We start from the raw sequence: 15,954 nt of genomic DNA on the forward strand, positions 1-15,954 counted from the left end.
CCGCCGGCCGTTTCGGCTTGCCTTCGCAGCGGGGCCTCAGAGAGTGAGAGGACGGGCGGTTGAGTTCGTGACTGGTTGGAGGTCGAGAGAGAGTCTTTCGGCCGCCCGTCGCGGAGAATCCGACATGGCTAGCGCCGTTCAGAAGATCAAACTCAGTCCATCCCGGGACATTCCCTTCAACAAACTGGTCTTGAGCCAGTCCAATATTCGCCGGATCAAGGCCGGCGTCTCGATCGAGCAACTGGCCGAGAGCATTGCGCAACGCACCTTGCTACAAAGCCTCAGCGTCCGTGCCGTCGTCGATGCCGACGGCACGGAGACTGGCATGTTCGAGGTTCCTGCGGGCGGGCGGCGGTACCGCGCCCTTGAACTGTTAGTGAAGCAGAAGCGTATGGCGAAGACCCAAGCGGTCCCCTGTGTGGTCAGGGATGGCGGTGTCGCTGAGGACGACTCGCTTGCGGAAAACGACGAGCGCATCGGCCTACATCCACTCGATCAATTCCGCGCGTTTCAGATCCTCCGCGATGGCGGTATGAGCGAAGAGGAGATCGCCGCACGGCATTTCGTGGCGCCTACGATCGTCAAGCAGCGGCTGCGGCTGGCGTCGGTATCGCCGAAGCTGCACGAGGTCTATGCCGACGACGGCATGACGCTGGAGCAGCTTATGGCCTTTGCCGTCACTGGCGATCATGCGCGTCAGGAGCAGGTTTGGGATAATGTGAGCCGCTCCCAGAACGACGAGCCATACCAGATCCGCCGGATGCTTACGGAACACACTGCCCGCGCCTCCGACCGCCGCGCCCAATACGTCGGGCTCGATGTGTATGAGCAGGCCGGTGGCCTCGTGCTGCGCGACCTGTTTCAGCAGGACGACGGCGGTTGGCTGCAGGACGTCGTATTGCTCGACCGCCTCGCCATCGAAAAGCTCAAAGCCGAAGCTGAGGCGATTGCTGCCGAAGGTTGGAAGTGGATCTCAGTCGCCGTAGAGTTCTCCTACGGTCACACGCAAGGCCTACGGGAAATCGAAGGCAAACCTGTCGATCTCTCGCCGGAGGAGCAGGCCACAATCGACGCCCTGAACGCCGAGCAAGCCAAGCTTGAAACCGATTACCAGGATGCCGACGAATTGCCCGACGAGATCGACCAGCGCCTCGGCGAAATCGAGTCTGCGGTGGCGGCTTTCGAAGACCGGCCAATGTTTTACGAACCGACAGAAATCGCCCGAGCCGGTGTCTTCATCAGTATCGATTCCGAAGGACGCCTCTCCGTGGACCGGGGTTACGTCCGACCAGAGGACGAGGTGCCGGCATCTGATCCTGATGTCGGGCAGGACGCCGACGTGTCAACCGAAGGTCAAGAAGAGCGCCCTTCCGTCCCGCGCACGGTGATCGGGGTCGGGGCGGTGCTCCTGATGCTGAAGAAGATGACGAGGACGCGGCCAGGCCTCTGCCGGATCGGCTGATCACCGAGCTAACGGCGCATCGTACGCTCGCATTGCGGGATGCGCTGGCAGAAAATCCAGGGGTCGCGTTCCAGGCGGTGCTGCATAACTTCGTGCTGACGGCCTTTTACCGGTTCGCCTCGTCCGGGAGCTGTCTTGAGATCGGCCTTCGCACGCCGAACTTTCCCGCTCAAGCTCCGGGGGCTGAGGGAAAGCGTCTCTGCCAAAGCTGTCGAGGCGCGGCACGAGGCCTGGAAGGCGCGGTTGCCGAAGAGCGAAAACGATCTCTGGGATGCGCTGACGGCTCTCGATGGTGGTGCACAGGCGTCGCTGTTCGCCCCCTGTGCGTCATTTGCGGTCAATGCCGTCTATGAGCCGGCCAATCGCTACAATCAGGCTCGCGTCTCAGCCCACGGCGTCCGCACACGTCTCGACCAAGCTGATGTGCTGGCGCGGGCGGTCGGGCTCGACATGGTTCAGGTAGGGTGGAAGCCCTCCGTCGACAACTATCTCGGACGGGTTACCAAGCCGCGTATTCTGGACGCGGTGCGGGAGGCCAAGGGCGAGACGTCGGCGCAACTGATCGACCATCTGAAGAAGGCCGACATGGCCAAGGAGGCCGAGCGTCTTCTGGATGGCTCGGGCTGGTTGCCGGAGCCGCTGCGTCTCCTCGATCCCGATGCGGCGCCAGTGGCGCAGGAGGGCGAAGCGGGCCCGCTGCCAGAATTCCTGGCCGACGAGGACGATCAGGAGAACGGCAGCGACGACGATCCGCAACAGCTTGACGCGGCTGAGTGACATCATTGAGCGGGGTGGCTCCGGCTGTCCTGCGGTTGCTCGGGGACCGGTGCACAGCGCCGGTCCCCATTCTTATGGGCGAGGCTTGAGAGGGAGAGGCAGGCCGGGAAGGGTTTGAGCCGTTGGGGTCAGAGGAGAGCGCCTGATGGTTCGACCCGTTCCTGCTCTCCGAAAGAAATCCTGCCATGACTGAATCTCTTGCCGGCGGTGCCGCCACGCCGCTCTCCATGCGTGCCGCCGCAAATCTCACCTCTGCCGCTGTCAGGGCCGCGCGACAGGTCCTGACCGAGCTCGAACGCGGCCGGCGTATCGACGCCGCTGTTCTGCGTAGCGCCATGGAGGCTGCCTTCGGCGCCTCCGACGCGGCCGGGGTCTGGAACTGGAAGACCGCCTATGACGTCTGCGAGGCGGCAACAGTTCTGTTCCTTCGCAAGTTCGGCCCGGCCATGCGGGCCAAGGCTGGTTCGACGGCCGCCATGCTGCCGATGATCGTGCGAGTAGCTGGCCTTCTGCCGACACATACGCGGCGGTCCGAGGACAGCCAGGCATTTCAGCAATTCTCGACGCCGATCCCGCTCGGGCTGGCGGCATTTACCGCAGCCGGAATTACGCCTGCCGACCGCGTTCTAGAGCCATCCGCGGGGACAGGCCTGCTCGCCGTCTTTGCAGAGCTCGCCGGCGGCGCCTTGGTCTTGGTGTTGAACGAGTTGACCGAAGCCCGCGCGGAGCTGCTCGATCAGCTATTCGCGGACGTTAAGGTCACGCGGTTCGATGCCGCGCAAATCGATGATCACCTCGATGCGAGTGTCACACCTAGCGTCGTCCTGATGAACCCGCCGTTCTCCGCGGTGGCGAATGTCGATCGACGGATGGCGGATGCGGCCCTCCGCCACGTCGCTTCGGCGCTCACGCGTGTTTGCGACGGTGGACGCCTCGTCGCCATCGCCGGCGCAAGCTTCGCGCCCGACAATCCGGCATGGCGAGATGCCTTCGTTCGCCTCCAGGAACGCGGACGGGTGGTGTTTTCCGCCGCCGTCGATGGCACCGTTTACGCCAAGCACGGTACTCAGACGGAGACAAGGCTGCTTGTGATCGACAAGCTGCCCGCTGCCGATCCGACGGCTTTTCCTGCCTCGCCAGGCATGGCGGCCGACGTCGCTACCTTGCTTGGCTGGGTGAATCTGCATGTGCCTTCAAGGCTGCCCGTCGCCACTCCATCGGAGATCGTTGTTATCGGGCGGCCAACGATGTCGCGATCGGTCGGCGCCGTTGCACCACGCATATCGTCCACTTCGAGAGACGCCGCGCCACTAGGCGCAGAACTGATCTACGAGACGGTCGAATGGTCCCCGCCGGAAGGCGCCCGGCTGACCGATGCGCTTTATGAGGAGTACGGACTACAGTCGATCTGCATTCCCGGGTCATGCGCACATCCGACCAAGCTCGTGCAGTCTGCCGCGATGGCGTCCGTTGCGCCACCGAAGCCATCCTATCGTCCGCACCTGCCGGCCAATGTCATGGACGACGGAGTTCTGTCGGATGCTCAGCTCGAGAGCATCATCTATGCCGGCGAGGCGCATTCCAAATTCCTGGCAGGCTCTTGGACGGTTGATGCGACCTTTGATGTTGTGGCCGCCCCGCGCGACGACGCATCGAATGCCGTCCGCTTTCGCCGCGGCTGGTTCTTGGGCGATGGAACCGGCGCGGGCAAGGGGCGGCGGCAGGTCGCCGGGATTTTGCTCGACAACTGGTTCAAGGGCCGTCGTCGTGCGACCTGGGTCAGCAAGTCCGACAAGCTGATCGAGGACGCGCAGCGCGACTGGTCCGCGCTCGGCATGGAGCGGCTGCTTGTTACGCCCTTGTCTCGGTTTCGCCAGGGCACCGCGATCCGGCTCTCGGAAGGCATCCTTTTTACCACCTACGCCACGCTACGGACCGATGAGCGCGGCGAAAAGCTTTCTCGTGTCAGGCAGATCGTCGAATGGTTGGGTTCGGACTTCGACGGAGTGATCGTCTTCGACGAGAGCCACGCCATGCAGAATGCGGTCGGGGGCAAGGGCGAGCGCGGTGAACAGGCTGCATCTCAGCAGGGCCGTGCGGGCCTGCGGCTCCAGCACGCGCTGCCGAATGCTCGCGTGGTTTATGTGTCGGCGACGGGCGCCACCACGGTCCACAACCTGGCTTATGCCCAACGCCTCGGCCTTTGGGGCGGCGCTGACTTCCCGTTCGCCACGCGTGCCGAGTTCGTCGAAGCGATCGAGGAAGGTGGGGTCGCGGCCATGGAGGTGCTGGCGCGGGACCTCAAGGCGCTCGGTCTCTATGCGGCTCGCTCATTGTCCTACGAGGGCGTCGCGTACGAGCTCGTCGAACACAAGCTGACGCCCGAGCAAGTTCGCATCTATGACGCCTATGCCGATGCGTTCGGTATCATTCATAACAACCTGGACGCCGCGATGCGAGCGGCCAACATCACCAGCGAAACTGGGGCGCTGAATGGGCAGGCCAAATCCGCAGCCCGCTCCGCCTTCGAGAGCGCCAAGCAACGCTTCTTCGGTCACCTCCTGACTTCGATGAAGACCCCGTCGCTGATCCGTTCGATCGAGCACGATCTTGAGGCTGGACACGCCGCGGTCATCCAGATCGTGTCGACGGGCGAAGCGCTGATGGAGCGCCGGCTCGCCGAGATCCCGACTGAAGAGTGGGGCGCCGTCCAGGTCGACGTCACCCCGCGCGAGTATGGCCTCGATTATCTCGCCTATTCCTTCCCAGTTCAGCTCTACGAGCCCTTCACCGACTCGGAGGGCAACCTCTGCTCCCGGCCTGTCTATCGCGACGGCCAGCCGGTCGAGAGCCGGGAAGCTGTCGCACGACGCGACCGCCTCATCGAGAAGCTTGCATCACTACCGCCGGTACCTGGGGCACTGGATCAGGTCATCCAGCGCTTCGGCACCGAACTGGTCGCCGAAGTGACGGGCCGCTCTCGCCGCATTGTGCGCAAGCGCGACCGGCTGGTGGTCGAAAACCGAGCCGGTTCGGCCAACCTCGCGGAGACCTCGGCCTTCATGGATGACGTCAAGCGCATCCTTGTGTTCTCCGACGCGGGCGGTACGGGAAGGAGCTACCATGCCGAACTGTCGGCTCGGAATCGCCGCCTGCGAGTCCATTACCTGCTCGAGCCCGGCTGGAAGGCCGACGCCGCGATCCAGGGGCTCGGCCGGACCAACCGCACCAACCAAGCGCAGCCACCCCTGTTTCGTCCCATCGCGACCGACGTGAAGGCCGAAAAGCGCTTTCTCAGCACCATTGCCCGTCGGCTCGACACGTTGGGGGCCATTACGCGCGGCCAGCGTCAGACGGGAGGGCAGGGCCTGTTCCGGCCCGAGGACAATCTCGAAAGCCAGTACGGGCGTGACGCGTTGCGTCAGCTCTACACGCTGCTCGCGCGAGGCAAGGTCGACGGCTGCTCGCTTGAAAGGTTCGAGGATGCGACCGGTCTGAAGCTCATGGATGCCAATGGGCTCAGGGATGACCTGCCGCCGATCACGACCTTTCTGAACAGGTTATTGGCGCTCACCATCGACCTGCAGAATGTGCTGTTCACCGCCTTCGAGCAGCTCTTGACCGCTCGGATCGACGGCGCGGTCGCGTCGGGTACCTACGACGTCGGGCTGGAAACGCTCCGCGCTGAAAGCTTTGTGGTCACTGACCGGCGGACGATCTACGTCCATCCCGGCACCGGTGCCGAGACCCGGCTGCTCACGATCACGCAGCGCCAGCGCAACCATCCCGTGGGTCTGGATGATGCTCTTGCTCGTGTTCCCGATCGTCAGGCTGTCCTGCTAATCAACGAGCGGTCGGGACGAGCCGCCGTGCAGGTTCCGGCGGCGAGCGTCATGCTCGATGACGGTGAGATTGAGCGACGCGTCAGCCTGATCCGGCCGATGGAGCAGCACAGGGTCCCCATAAGCATGATGGCGGAAAGCCATTGGGTCGAGGCGGACCGTGAGCGCTTCGCTGCGGCATGGCTGGCGGAACTTGCAGAGGTGCCCGAGTTCACGGAAAGCACGATCCACGTCGTGGCGGGCTTGCTGCTACCCATCTGGAAGCGGTTACCGAACGAGTCGACCCGGGTCTATCGCCTTCAGACCGACGCGGGCGAGCGCATCATCGGACGCAAGGTTTCTGCCGCGTGGGTCGCAAACGTCCTTGCGACGAACGCGCCTTCGCTGACGGCGGACGCCGCCTTTGCCGCGCTGATGGAGGGACGGACCGTCCTCGAGCTCGTGGAGGAGCTCCAGCTTCGACGCGTCCGGGTGATGGGCGCCTACCGCATCGAGCTATCGGGTTTCAGCGACGCCATGCGCGATCGCCTCCGGGCTTACGGCCTCTTTGGGGAGATCATCTCTTGGAAGCTCCGCATGTTCGTGCCCACGGACGCGAGCAGCGTCGAGATTCTGTCGAGGGTGCTCGACACCTATCCAGTGGCGCGCATCAGTGCGCGGGAGGCCGCGTGATGCCCCACGATGCTTCCGAACTGGCACGCCGTCTCGCGCGTGAGGCTGAGGCGGTGTGCCGACACTATCTCTCCAATGGCAAGCGAGCAGGGCGGTACTGGGTGGTCGGCGACGTCCAGAACACGCCGGGCCGCTCGTTGTTCGTGCGGCTCCAGAAATCGACGAAGGGCCCCGCTGGCAAGTGGACCGATGCCGCGACCGGGGAACATGGCGATCTCCTCGACGTTATCCGCGAAACTATGGCCTTGCGAGACTTTCGCGAGGTCGCCGAGGAGGCGAGGCGGTTTCTAAAGCTGCCTCGTTCAGAACTGCAATTCGCTCCGAAACCCATTCGTTCAGTCGCGCCGGCCGGATCGCAGGAAGCCGCTCGTCGGCTCTTTGCGATATCAAGCCCGATTGAAGGGACATTAGCCGAGGCGTACTTGCAGCGTCGCGGAATTACTTGCATCAACCATGGTGGCAGCCTCCGCTTCCACCCGCGCTGCTACTATCGGCCGGATGAGCATTCGCCGACCGAAGCCTGGCCGGCGTTGATAGGCTCTGTCACGAACCTCGAGGGACGGATCACCGGCGTGCATCGCACCTGGCTAGATCCAGACGGTTTTGATCGCGTAGGGCTCGGCAAGGCTCCAATCGACACACCACGACGCGCCATGGGCGACCTGCTCGGCAACGCCGTTCGCTTCGGCGTGGTCGATGACGTGCTCGCTGCCGGCGAGGGAATCGAGACCATGCTGTCACTGCGTTACGCACTGCCGTCCTTGCCCATGGCCGCCGCGCTTTCGGCTAATCATCTCGCAGCGATGATGCTGCCATCTGGCCTGCGTCGGCTCTATATCGCCCGCGATGACGATGCTGCCGGAGATGCCGTACAAGCGATTCTCACGCAGCGCGCGGAAGAGGTCGGCGTTGAAGCGATTCCGCTGTCGCCTCGGGTGGGCGACTTCAACGAAGATCTGCACATCTTCGGCCTCGAGGCCCTCCGAGCAGCGTTGCTCCTTCAACTCGTACCGGAGGACGTCGTCCGCTTCCTGCATTCTCCGGCGGTAGCTGCGGAATAGCCCGGGCACTTCGATCGGGGTCGACAGCCCGGTCACGACGCGGCCAATGCCGGAAGAGCACGCGACCACGGCCTTCTAGAGGGCGATCGGACGGCAAGCGGCTCGGGCCGGCAATGGCTGCGTCCGGCTATTTTCCGCCGCGCGCCGGCGATGGGAAAACTGATTACCCATCTGTGCGGCGCGCTTTGCATCGCGAGGCAAAATAGCCGGCCTTCGCCATCCTCCGCTATCCCTTCGGCCCTTCGGGTTCTGGCCCGGTCCGCCCGCCGTCTGAGTGATCGCCACGAAGGCCGCGATGGGCGCGGCCGATCCGGCAAGGGCTTCTTCCATGACCGACCACGACGACATCGAAACACCGCACGCCACATCTCCCACCGATCACGTTCTTAACGAATTGCAACTCTTCGGCTATCGTCCTTTCGACGACGAGCCCGATCCAAGGCCACTTCCGGAGGGCAAGATCATCGCCGGAGCCGTCGCTGATATCTTCGACGCCCTGGTTGCGACCTTGAGCGACACGCGGCTCGAGCCGGACCTTGACGACCTGCTCTGGTCGACCGTCAACCTGTTCCATCGTGCCGTCGACCGCATCGAACGCCAACTCGATGACAACGAACAGGCGCAGCAGAAGAGCCAACGCGAGCAGAACGGCTCCGAAGTTCGATCGGTCGAACTCGAACGCATCACGGCGGAAGGCATCACGCTGATTGAGCGCCGCAACTGCCTGGAGCTCTTCCGTGATCAGGCCATAGAGCACTTCGAGACTCACACCGGCTCATTCTGGCGCCCCCGATCGGGATCGCTGGTGAACCATCGCACGCTGACCGCAGCGATGATCGACTCCCGCGACTTCATCGCGGCCAAGCGCCGCGCCGAGACCGAGGTCATGCTGCCCGCTGGGCCGAAGATCGCGCTCACCGGAGGGCTCGACTTCAACGACCACCACCTCATCTGGGATCGACTCGACAAGGTTCATGCCAAGCATCCCGACATGGTCCTGCTCCATGGCGGCTCCCCGAAGGGTGCCGAGCTGATCGCATCCAAATGGGCGACGATCCGCAAGGTGCCTCAGATCGCCTTCAAGCCTGATTGGACGAAACATGCCAAGGCAGCACCTTTCAAGCGCAACGATGCCATGCTCGAATTCCTGCCGATCGGCGTCATGCACTTCCCGGGCACCGGAATCCAGGACAACCTGGCCGACAAGGCGAAGCGGCTCGGCATCCCGGTCTGGAGGTTCGGCGGCGCGTGAGCGCCGTCTGCTTGACTGAAGTAATGGGGCGGAGGCGAAATTGCTCACGCCGCAACTCCGCCTCGTTTCAATCTCATATCCAGAGTTGCGCCGTGGTGGTGGAGGAAGGCGCGACTGGTAGATCTATGCACATGGAGCCACCACCATGCTCGCACTTGGGCTCGTCCTCAACACACTCGGCATCGGCCTATTCTGCTGGGCGATTTTCGCGCTCGCAGTGTATGCCATGCCGTTTTTCGTCGCACTGAGTATCGGGATAACGGCGTTTAAGAGCGGCGCTGGCTTGATCGATGCGCTGCTGATCGCAACGACCGGCGGTGCGCTGACGCTCGTCCTCGGCCAGGTCGCCTTTGCTGCTACTCGGTCCTCCGCCTTGCGCCTCGCGATCGCCACAGCATTCACTGCTCCCGCCGCCGTCGCCGGCTATCATGTGGTGTTCGCCGTGTCCCATATCGGAGTGCCCTCGCTGGCATGGCGTGAGGTCTTCGCTTGCTTGGGCGCGGTTTGCATTGGCGTTACGTCATGGACGCGCTTGATGGTTTTGGCGAAGACCGGCCCGTTCGAGCCGGCCGGGGTGGTGGATAACCCGCCCTAACCGGTTCATACGGCCGCATGGCCCGACGGGATGACCTTTTCCGCCTTCATCGTCGAACAGGTGCGCGTAAATCGGCACGGTGACGGGAGGTGGTCGAACCTGAGCGTGGAGAGGCCGTCCTGCTCGGAACTCCTCGATCAAGCTGCCGACATTCGGTTTGGCCCACGCAGCCGCGGCAGAGCGATCTTACCTCGATCGGCTCTTGGCAGACGGTGCCGCCCTTTGCAGCAGATTGTTTCTCTTTCCGCGCTGAATCGTTCCGACCTCTTGTTCATCAAAGCTGAGATAGCCACGCTTCTCCGTAAGATTGTGGTTCAGCACGCGGACGCACGTGGCCTCGTTGATGGCTTGATCTGGCCGAAGACCGGCTTCGCCTCGATCGTCTGAGCCGCAACGCCGTTGATGCGACTTTCTTCCCCTGGGCTGCGCCCATTCCTCGCGAGACAAGAAAGTCGCCACAACGACGTCCTCCGCTGCGCTCCGGCCCAAGCGGGTGCGTCGCCGATCGTCCTCGGCCCTAGATCGCCATCGAGGCCGCGGTGGTCGCGGGCTCGAAACACAACAGGAGAAGTGACATGGCTAACATCGGTTCTTTCAAGAAGGTCGGCAATGATTTCCAGGGCGAGATCGTCACCCTGAGCCTGCAAGCCAAGGGCGTCCGTATCGTCGCCGAGACCAACCGCTCCAACGACAACGCTCCCAGCCACCGCATCTATGTGGGCCGGGCGGAGATCGGCGCAGCCTGGTCGAAGCGTTCCGAGGAGGGCCGCGACTATCTTTCGCTCAAGCTCGACGACCCCTCCTTCAACGCGCCGATCTACGCGAACCTCTTCGACGACGAAGGCGGTGAAGGCTTTACCCTCCTGTGGTCGCGGCCGCGCAAGAACGGCGACTAAGAGCTCCACGAAGCCCCGTCCGGTCCGCCGGGCGGGGCTTTCCAAATCTTCCATCGGTCGATGGATCGACCGTTGAACCATTGTGCTAGGTGCTTGCTGCCGATCTGAGCGAGATTTCGTTTGGCGGCGCGCTCGGCGCGCCCTCTGGAACATCGCCTGTTCGAAACCCTATCGCTGGCGCTGCAGCAAGCTGGATCGGCAGTCGTAACGAGTGTCCACATCGGGACTCCCAAGGTCGCGCGCCCGGCTCAAAGTCAGGACCGAGCTTTGGACATCTTCTCCTCAAGCAGATCTGCCGGCCTGACCCCCAACGCTTGGGCAATCTGCCAGATTGTGAGCAGTGTCGCGTTTTGGAGCCCTCGCTCCATGCTGCTCACGAAGGCCCGGTCGACGCCCATGCGTTCCGCTACGGCCTCTTGGCTCAAGCCAAGGGCCAGCCGAAATCAACGCGCGTTTGCTCCAAAGACCTTGCGAATGTCCATCCGAAGGATAGAAGCAATCGCGAACGTGTTATAATACGCGGAGAGCTGGTTGTTTAGGGTCTCGGACGGAGCCTCAATTGAGGAAAATGTGGGAAATGCAGCTTCTTGAACGCTCGCCCGAGCAGGTGGCATGCCATATGCTACAGCAGGGAATTGTTCGGCGAGGCTGGTGCCTCGCCATTTGATTTTGAATCTCCCGCATATTGTCGTCTTTGATGTCGAAGCCGCCGCTAGATCCTGACATCGCGGATGTCGCGCCGAATGAGCCGACGCTCACAACCTCTGACGAACGGCATGTCGTCACGACATCCGCCTTCTGCAAGCGGAGGGAGAGGGGGCGGACTGGCGCGAAGTGGCTCGAGTGGTCTTGCATATGGACCCCGAGCGAGAGCCAGACCGTGCGCGGAGCATATATCAGAGTCACGTTGCGCGGGCCAAATGGTCGACCGAGCAGGGCCGGCTACGTGGCACTGGCTCCAAATAGAAGAAATTGGCGGCCAGCGACTTGCAGGCAGAAGTATTTTCTTTCTCTGACCCGTGTTCATTCCGGTGCACCACGTGGTGCCAAACCAGGGTCTTCCTACAACCGCCTCGTTCATACCTATTGCGGCGCAATCGTTGTTAGCAGCGTGCGATGGGGCGGAAGCAATGCCTGAATTCGACTGGCGGTCTTCGGAATCCTGCAAGAGCCTACAAGACGCGGAAGTCACCGACATCGCCTGGGAATGCCTCTGCCGCAACGCGGACTATCAACGCGAATATGAGGCGATGATCGCTCGCAACCCAGATGGCGAAGTGACTGCCGAATTCAGGAGGAGGTGGGGCTCTGCTTTCGCCCATGACCCGCAGAGGTCATTCGACGAGCAGACGATCTTTTGGGCGCCTGAGGTTTTAGCGGCGGTCGTTCCGGTGACGGTTGCCTTGACGGCCGATCTCGGATCGGCGTCTCAGCCACTGCTCGACCTCACAGTTGGCCAGGTGCGCCGCGCTGTCGACGGCTGGCATGCCGTGCTGCGCATCGGTGCGCTAGATCACCGGCTTTGGTCAAAAGAGCCGCCGGTGCTCGGCGCGTCATACACAGCCCAACTGCCGTTTGATGGCGATTTTGGCGCACCCGCCTATGCAACTCGACGGCTGTGGCGCGCGATGAACGGACGCGCGCTGGAGCCTGCATTTCATCAATTATCTAAACAGCGGCGCGAGCGCCTGAGCGCCGCAATCCGCGCGCTCGATGCGCATAGCGCCGGCGGCAGTTATCGCGTTGTCGCCGAAGCGCTGTTCGGCAAAAAGCGCATCCCCGATCGGGCCTGGAAGACGCATGATCTGCGCAATCGAACAATCCGCCTTGTGCAAGGCGGTTTCGCGTTGATGCGCGGTGGTTACCGCAAACTCGTGCGGCCCGGGCGCAGGGACGAGTAGCGCAGTCGCCAAGGGGTGCCGAAAATCGACCCCTCCATATTCGGCATCCCCCTCCGAGATCTTGCTTCTCCATGATGACCGCACACACGCCGGCCTAGCCAAGTGTGGTGCGATGTCCTCCTGGAGTCCTCAAATGCCCGATCCGATGGCCGGTCTACCACCGCGATTCCTGCGTACACCTGAGGCCGCGCGTTATCTTGGCCTGTCCGGTCGCACGCTCGAGAAGCACCGCACGTACGGTACCGGACCGACCTATCGGAAGATCGGCGGACGTGTCGTCTACGCTGTGGATGACCTAAAAGCGTGGGCCGACCGCGGCGCCAAGACCTCGACGTCCGACCCCGGGAAGGGGACTGTACTCCCTGCCAAGAAGCACCCGGCGCTGCGCCCTTATGCGGGTCAGGAACGTCGCTGATCACAGCGAAAGGACGGTGATCATGCGGCGCAGATACCATTCTGAGCGCGATCAGCTTGAGCTTTTTAGGGCGCTGCCCGGCGATCTCGCGCCCCGCGACGCACAGGATCTCATGGCTTATCCGTTCTTCTCGCTCGCAAAAACGAAGCGGATTGTGCCGATCGATTTCCGTGCCGGTGCGATCGCAATTCGTGTCGAAGCCGTACCGGAACACGGCATGGCGACCATCTGGGATGCGGACTTTCTGATCTGGGCTGCGTCTCAGATCGTCGAAGCCCGTGACGCAGGTCTGAAGACTTCGCGTTTGATGGCTGCAACGCCTTACGAGATTTTGACGTTCGTGGGCCGCGGTACCAGCGCACGCGACTATGACCGCCTGAAGGCTGGTCTTGACAGACTTCAGTCGACGACCGTGCTGACGTCGATCCGTCAGCCGACAGAACGACGGCGACATCGCTTCTCCTGGATCAACGAGTGGAAGGAGACGGCCGATGCAAACGGTCGGCCATTTGGGATCGAGTTGATCCTGCCGGATTGGTTCTACGCGGGCGTCATCGATGACGCGCTCGTGCTGACGATCGACCCCGCCTATTTCGAACTGACGGGCGGACTCGAGCGCTGGCTCTACCGGCTCGTGCGCAAGCACGGCGGACGCCAGGATGGCGGCTGGAGTTTTGATCTTGTGCACCTCCATGCCAAGTCCGGCATCATCTCGCCGCTCAAGCACTTTGCCTACGACGTACGTCAGATCGTCCAGCGCCAGACATTGCCCGGTTACCAGCTGGTGCTCACGCGCGATCGGAACGGCACCGAGCGTCTGAACTTCGCGCCTACGCCTGCTGATCCCCTCACGGCCCGCTTGCGCCGCCGCGGTCTCATTCCAAATTCGGAGGACAACCTGTGAATCAACTCGTGCTATCGGGGACCGCAACCCTCGTGCTATCGGGGACCCGATCCTCGTGCTATCGGGGACCGGAATCGGACTTAAGAGCTTGCTTCTCCGCACTTTCAAGCCGCTCTAACTTTACTAACCGGAAATCCTTCGGATTTCTTCTAACGGAACAGGCCGAAAGCCGCGTTGCCGACGCTCGGCAACGGCAGTCCGATAGTCCAGCCTGCCTTTGCAGGCCATATACACTTTCCACTGCGCCCCAAGCTCACGGCTGCCAGCTCCAGCGTCAGGGAGCCGCCGCATGAGCGATCTCACGGAAGTGGAAGTGTTGTGGCTCGAGAAGCGTATCGAAAACCGCATTCGGTTTGGTCGCCCTGTCGAGGAACGGAGGATTGATCGTCACCGGCGCGTCCTATCATTTGCGCTAGGTAGCATCTTTGCTTTCGTCCGCTGGACCTCTAACGACTTTGGCACGGTCATTTCGCGGATCGACATCTTGCGTGCGGTCGCGCCGGGACAGCGCTGCTCGACCGTCCCTTATGTGACACCCGGCGGAGAGATTCTGCTGCGCCTGTCGGGCTGGCCGAAGGTCGAGCGCGTGCTGCAGATGATCGATGCCGTTGAGGCGCTCGGCATCGATCCGGCCGACGTCGCGCCTGATCACTGGCATCACGTTCATAACCGTCTGTCCGTCGACGAAAATCCGCGCTCGTATACCAAAGCGCGTCATCAGGCCTGGCTTCATCGCAGAAAGGTGATGCGATGACGGGCCGCATGAAGACGCTGACCGCGACGTCTTGGGCGGCTGCTGCGCTCATCGCGACGATCGTCCTGGAGCCGCTTCCGCTATACATTTGGAACGCATCAGCGAGCGTGCCGATCGGTCTCTACCGCCTCCGACCGGCGGACCAATTCCAAGTCACTGAATTGGTCGCCGTGCAGCCGCCGGAGCCGCTCGCGACCTTCCTCGACCTTAACGGCTATTTGCCCATTGGCGTCCCCATGCTCAAGCGGGTTCTGGCGCTGCCGGGGCAGACGGTCTGCAGAAGCGGGCTCACGCTTTCAGTCGACGACATCGCGGTGGGCGGGGCGAAGGATCACGACAGACGAGGCCGGCCGCTGCCGAAATGGCAGGGCTGCCGCGTCGTCGGCGACGGCGAGCTGTTTCTGATGAACTGGCAGTCGGACGACTCTCTTGATGGCAGGTATTTTGGAGTTCTTCCCGCATCTAGCGTGATCGGCCGTGCGATGCCGGTGTGGACGTGGGAGGAGTGATCGTGCGTATTCGACGTGTTCTCCTCGCCATTCCCTTGTTTGATCGATTGCGGGATCATTCCTCCGTCTCGATCGATGTCTGCAAGGCTGGCGCGAGCCCGGCCGCGTGCTTGGGTCGGTTGGGCACGCGCGTTTGTGCTGTCGTGCCCCTGATGCTTCTTCTGACCGCGTTCGACAGTGCTGCTTTGGCCCAGAGCGGATTAGCCGCCCAGCCGGCGATCAGGCAGACCGCTGACCCATTTGCCGGCTTCATCAATGAAGCCTCACAACGCTTTGCGATTGCGCCGAACTGGATCCGATCAGTCCAAAGCATCGAGAGTGCTGGTGACGTGCACGCCAGATCGCCAAAAGGCGCAATGGGCCTGATGCAAATCATGCCGGCGACTTGGGCGGAACTTCGCGAGCGCTACAATCTCGGGAACGACCCCTACGACCCGCACGACAACATTCTGGCCGGCACAGCGTACTTGCGCGAACTGCTCGATCGGTATGGCTCGCCTGGCGTGTTTGCCGCGTACAATGCGGGACCAGCTCGCTATGAAGAGCATCTCGCAGGTCGCTCTTTGCCAGACGAAACGCGAGCGTACGTCGCAAAGCTTGCAGATCTGCTTGCCATCGAACTGCCGCCGAGGTGGACGTCCAGCGGACAGTCATCAGCAGCTGCGACGCTATTCGTCACGCGATCCAATCTCATGAAAACGCGCGATCGGTTGCTGGCGCTGATGCCATCGAGCGGTGTCACGACCGCAATCCCGGTGCCCGATGTTTTGCACATGGTTCCCCGGCCAATTGGCATGTTCGTCCCTCGATCGGATTCGGGAGCATCGCAATGACCAAATGTGCGGGTTCGCAAGCTGATGGCGTATGGGCGATGCCTTCGGCCCGCGCTCTACTCGTCGCTTCGCTCCTCACCG

13 protein-coding genes and 2 pseudogenes are annotated in these 15,954 nt (G+C 62.6%); 14 read left to right on the forward strand and 1 reads right to left on the reverse strand.

Annotated elements, in window-relative coordinates; genetic code table 11:
- The first annotated feature begins 124 nt into the window (after positions 1-124).
- The 7 genes and pseudogenes from GA0061098_RS21335 (at position 125) to GA0061098_RS21360 (ending at position 10,557) form a co-directional block, all read left to right on the forward strand.
- A pseudogene (locus tag GA0061098_RS21335) lies at positions 125-2,239 on the forward strand (ParB/RepB/Spo0J family partition protein).
- A 185-nt stretch (positions 2,240-2,424) separates the two neighbouring features.
- Positions 2,425-6,753: a strawberry notch-like NTP hydrolase domain-containing protein gene (locus GA0061098_RS21340; protein ID WP_091960515.1), complete on the forward strand. Its 4,329-nt coding sequence runs from the start codon at positions 2,425-2,427 to the stop codon at positions 6,751-6,753.
- Positions 6,753-7,814 (forward strand): DUF7146 domain-containing protein, encoded by a 1,062-nt coding sequence (locus GA0061098_RS21345; protein ID WP_091960520.1) that lies wholly within the window; start codon positions 6,753-6,755, stop codon positions 7,812-7,814. Before GA0061098_RS21340 ends, GA0061098_RS21345 begins: the two co-directional genes overlap by 1 nt.
- A gap of 328 nt (positions 7,815-8,142) precedes the next feature.
- Entirely contained in the window at positions 8,143-9,066 is a 924-nt protein-coding gene (locus GA0061098_RS21350; protein ID WP_091961127.1) for a DUF2493 domain-containing protein, read from the forward strand.
- 145 nt (positions 9,067-9,211) lie between these two features.
- Positions 9,212-9,661 carry a hypothetical protein gene (locus tag GA0061098_RS21355; protein ID WP_091960525.1) on the forward strand — a complete coding sequence of 150 codons (450 nt, stop codon included), beginning with the start codon at positions 9,212-9,214 and terminating at the stop codon, positions 9,659-9,661.
- 30 nt (positions 9,662-9,691) lie between these two features.
- Positions 9,692-10,048 (forward strand): hypothetical protein, encoded by a 357-nt coding sequence (locus GA0061098_RS43940; RefSeq protein WP_129590908.1) that lies wholly within the window; start codon positions 9,692-9,694, stop codon positions 10,046-10,048.
- Positions 10,049-10,236: 188 nt separating this feature from the next.
- Positions 10,237-10,557 carry a DUF736 domain-containing protein gene (locus GA0061098_RS21360; protein WP_091960530.1) on the forward strand — a complete coding sequence of 107 codons (321 nt, stop codon included), beginning with the start codon at positions 10,237-10,239 and terminating at the stop codon, positions 10,555-10,557.
- 254 nt (positions 10,558-10,811) lie between these two features.
- Here GA0061098_RS21360 and GA0061098_RS46205 read toward each other — a convergent pair whose 3' ends face one another.
- Positions 10,812-10,994 carry a helix-turn-helix domain-containing protein gene (locus GA0061098_RS46205; protein ID WP_283808001.1) on the reverse strand — a complete coding sequence of 61 codons (183 nt, stop codon included), beginning with the start codon at positions 10,992-10,994 and terminating at the stop codon, positions 10,812-10,814.
- 260 nt (positions 10,995-11,254) lie between these two features.
- Here GA0061098_RS46205 and GA0061098_RS46210 point away from each other — a divergent pair.
- From GA0061098_RS46210 to GA0061098_RS21400, 7 genes and pseudogenes are all read left to right on the forward strand, one after another.
- A pseudogene (locus GA0061098_RS46210) lies at positions 11,255-11,523 on the forward strand (DUF2285 domain-containing protein).
- 164 nt (positions 11,524-11,687) lie between these two features.
- Positions 11,688-12,458, forward strand: coding sequence for a DUF2285 domain-containing protein (locus GA0061098_RS46215; RefSeq protein ID WP_245323460.1), 771 nt, complete (start codon positions 11,688-11,690; stop codon positions 12,456-12,458).
- Positions 12,459-12,591: 133 nt separating this feature from the next.
- A complete protein-coding gene (locus GA0061098_RS21380) occupies positions 12,592-12,873 on the forward strand; it encodes a helix-turn-helix transcriptional regulator (RefSeq protein ID WP_008561544.1) in 282 nt (93 codons plus the stop codon).
- Positions 12,874-12,895: 22 nt separating this feature from the next.
- On the forward strand, positions 12,896-13,777 hold the full coding sequence (locus tag GA0061098_RS21385) for a replication initiator protein A (RefSeq protein WP_091961134.1): 882 nt from the start codon (positions 12,896-12,898) through the stop codon (positions 13,775-13,777).
- Between the two features lie 289 nt (positions 13,778-14,066).
- Complete coding sequence (locus tag GA0061098_RS21390; protein WP_091960534.1) at positions 14,067-14,531, forward strand: DUF2840 domain-containing protein; 465 nt, start codon at positions 14,067-14,069, stop codon at positions 14,529-14,531.
- A complete protein-coding gene (locus GA0061098_RS21395; protein WP_091960539.1) occupies positions 14,528-15,040 on the forward strand; it encodes a S26 family signal peptidase in 513 nt (170 codons plus the stop codon). The genes GA0061098_RS21390 and GA0061098_RS21395 overlap by 4 nt, the downstream gene beginning before the upstream one ends.
- Positions 15,041-15,042: 2 nt before the next feature.
- Complete coding sequence (locus GA0061098_RS21400; RefSeq protein WP_091961138.1) at positions 15,043-15,873, forward strand: lytic transglycosylase domain-containing protein; 831 nt, start codon at positions 15,043-15,045, stop codon at positions 15,871-15,873.
- Positions 15,874-15,954: the final 81 nt, after the last annotated feature.

It is taken from the genome of Bradyrhizobium shewense, assembly GCF_900094605.1.
In the GTDB taxonomy this organism is placed as follows: domain Bacteria; phylum Pseudomonadota; class Alphaproteobacteria; order Rhizobiales; family Xanthobacteraceae; genus Bradyrhizobium; species Bradyrhizobium shewense.